The sequence below is a fragment of the Acidovorax sp. KPB24-07 genome, from assembly GCF_057543315.1.
Genome location: NZ_BAAJYS010000447.1, coordinates 1 through 2,527, shown reverse-complemented (window position 1 = coordinate 2,527; position 2,527 = coordinate 1). Strand labels below are relative to the sequence as shown.

The 2,527-nt window shown below is 71.0% G+C and carries 3 protein-coding genes and 1 pseudogene; 2 read left to right on the top strand and 2 right to left on the bottom strand.

Annotated elements, in window-relative coordinates; all coding sequences use genetic code 11:
* Nucleotides 1-586 (top strand): peroxidase-related enzyme (locus tag AC27IQ_RS22360; RefSeq protein ID WP_487090845.1); only part of this gene is annotated, 586 nt, incomplete at its 5' end.
* A gap of 31 nt (nt 587-617) precedes the next feature.
* Here the strand turns inward: AC27IQ_RS22360 and AC27IQ_RS22355 are convergent.
* Nucleotides 618-1,349: a DsbA family protein gene (locus AC27IQ_RS22355; RefSeq protein WP_487090844.1), complete on the bottom strand. Its 732-nt coding sequence runs from the start codon at nt 1,347-1,349 to the stop codon at nt 618-620.
* A pseudogene (locus tag AC27IQ_RS22350) lies at nt 1,343-2,239 on the bottom strand (MBL fold metallo-hydrolase); the annotation flags it as partial. The gene AC27IQ_RS22355 and the pseudogene AC27IQ_RS22350, both read right to left, overlap by 7 nt.
* A 123-nt stretch (nt 2,240-2,362) precedes the next feature.
* Here AC27IQ_RS22350 and AC27IQ_RS22345 point away from each other — a divergent pair.
* The coding region (locus AC27IQ_RS22345) for a helix-turn-helix domain-containing protein (protein ID WP_487090846.1) at nt 2,363-2,527 on the top strand (165 nt) is incomplete at its 3' end.

The window sequence follows — 2,527 nt, the reverse complement described above, 5'->3', positions numbered from 1 at the left end:
GCCCGGCGAGCCCGTGCGCGTGAACGGCTACACCAGCGAGACGCTGGAGTGGAAAGCCTGGCTGCCCGTGCTGGACCTGGCGCAGGCCTCGCCCGCGCAACTGGCGGTACTCGAGGCCAGCCACCCCAAGGCCAAGACCAGCGACTACTACCGCGTGCTGGTGCACCAGCCGCGCATCCTGGAGGAGCGGTCGATCGTGTTCAACGCGATCATGTACGCGCCCGGCGGCCTGTCGCGCGCCGAGCGCGAACTGGCCAGTGCCGTGGTCTCGCGCGTGAACGGCTGCGTGTACTGCGCCTCGGTGCATGCGCAGCGGTTCGAGCAGCTGGCCAAGCGCAATGACGTGATCGTGCAGGTGTTCACCGATCCGCAGGGCGCGGGCACCACCGCGCGCGAGCAGGCCATCGTGCAAGCCAGCATCGACCTCACGCGCGCGCCCGGCGCGTTCGGTGCAGATCAGGTGCGGCCGCTGCGCGCGGCCGGCCTGTCGGACCTGGAAATCCTCGACGCCGTGCACGCCGTGGCGATCTTCGCCTGGGCCAACCGGCTGATGCTCAACCTGGGCGAGCCGGTGTTCCCCGGCTGAAAACCGCAGGGCAGGGGATGCCCGCCCGCCATCAGATCGCGCAGCCGTCCGGGCCACAGGCCAGGGCACTGCCGGCCGGCGCGATGGCGGCCCGCCCGGCCTCCAGGTGCTGGCGCAGCACGGTCTTCCAGTCCTCGGGCTGGCCGAGCCAGGGGCCGATGTCCAGCGTCTGCAGCGGCGCGCCGGGCTGCTCCAGCGCCAGGGTGGGAAAGCCCTGGCCGCCCGCGCGGGCCAGCCACTGGCGGCTTTCCGCGAAGTGCGCCTGGGTGGGCGTGCCTTGCCACTGCGCGAAGGCGGCGCGGAACGCCTCGGCGTCCAGGCCCAGTTCGGCCGCCAGATCCTGCAGCACCGCGGCGTCCGCCACGCGGCGGCCTTGCGCATAGTGCGCCTGCTGGATGCGGTGCGCCATGTCCAGCCCCCGCTGGCCCAGGGCCTGAGCGGCCAGGATGGCGGTGGTCGGCGGCTCCGAATCCATCACCGCCGTCGGGTCGCGCAGCAGGCCTTCGAAGTACGCCTCGCCGAAGGGCTGGCCGGTGAGCTGGGCGATGCGCCGGTCGTGCGGCACCACGTGGTCGCGCCACCGGGGCGTGATGGCGATGCGGTTGGGGCCGGCCAGCATGCCGCCGCCGTGCAGCGCGATCGCCAGGCCCGGCACCTGCCGCGCGGCTTGCACCAGCGGCGCGGCGGCGTAGCACCAGCCGCACAGCGGGTCGAAGACGTAGTGCAGCACCGCAGACGGTGCGGCGGCGTTCACTGCGGCCATTTCATTTCGCCCTTGATGACCTTGGCGCCCAGCTCCAGCGAAGACGATTCGCCCAGTTGCGGGTAGCGCTTCTTCATGGCGGCGACCAGCGCGGCCGAGTCCTTGGCGCGGGCGGCTTCTTCCTCGAAGGCCTTCACGTAGCCGCGGGTGAATGCCACCGAGGCCGTGCTGCGCGGCTCGCGGCCGCTGGCGTCCGGCACGAAGTGGCCGGGCACCACGACCTCCGGCTGCAGCGCGTCGATCTGGTCGAGCGTGGCGAGCCAGTCGCGGCGCGATTCGGGCGTCTGCGTGTCGGCCATCCAGACGTGGATGTTGGCGGCCACCGGCACGCCGCCCACCACGGCTTTCAGCGAAGGAATCCACACCACCGTGCGGCCGGGCGTCGGGCCGTTCAGGCCGACCACCTGGATGGCCTGGCCTTCCAGCGTGATGGTGTCGCCCTGCAGCGGCTCGGGCACCACCAGGGCCTGGGGCGCGTTGCCCTTGAGGATGGGGCCCCAGTGGGCGAGCTTGCCGTCCTTGGAGGCCTGGATGCCGGCCACCGTCTGCGGCGTGGCGACGATGCGGGCCGCGGGGAAGGCGGCTTGGATGACGTCCAGGCCGAAGTAGAAGTCGGGGTCCTTGTGGCTGATGTACACCGTGGTCAGCTTCTTGCCGCTGGCGTGGATTTTCTCCACCAGCGCCTGGGCGTCGTCGCGCTGGAATTGCGCGTCGATCAGCACGGCTTCGGTCTCGCCCGTGATCAGCTCCGACGACACGGGGAACAGGCTCTTGGTGCCGGGGTTGTACACCTGCAGCTGCAGCGGGCCGGCGGCCAGCGCCACGGCGGCGAAACCGAGGCTGGCGGCGCCGGCGATCAGGGTGCGAAGGAATCGGGGTGTGCGGGACATGGCGGGCTCCTGGTCAGCGAGGGTTTGGATAAAGGAAAGAAGGAATGGGCTGGATCGTAGGTTGCCTGGATCGGCCGAAAAACCCCCTACCATGCAAAGCTTTGTTGCATCGATCGATCGAATATGGACCGCCTCACCGCCGCCGATGTCTTTGTGCGCATCGCCGAGCGCGGCAGCATGACCGCCGCCGCCGAATCGCTGGACATGTCGCGCGCCATGGTCACGCGCTACCTCGCGCAGATGGAGGCCTGGGCCGGCGCCCGCCTCCTGCACCGCACCACGCGCCGC

What these genes read in the sequence shown, in the direction of transcription:
- AC27IQ_RS22355 (WP_487090844.1), bottom strand. Translation starts at nt 1,349, where the DNA reads ATGGCCGCAGTGAACGCCGCCGCACCGTCTGCGGTGCTGCACTACGTC.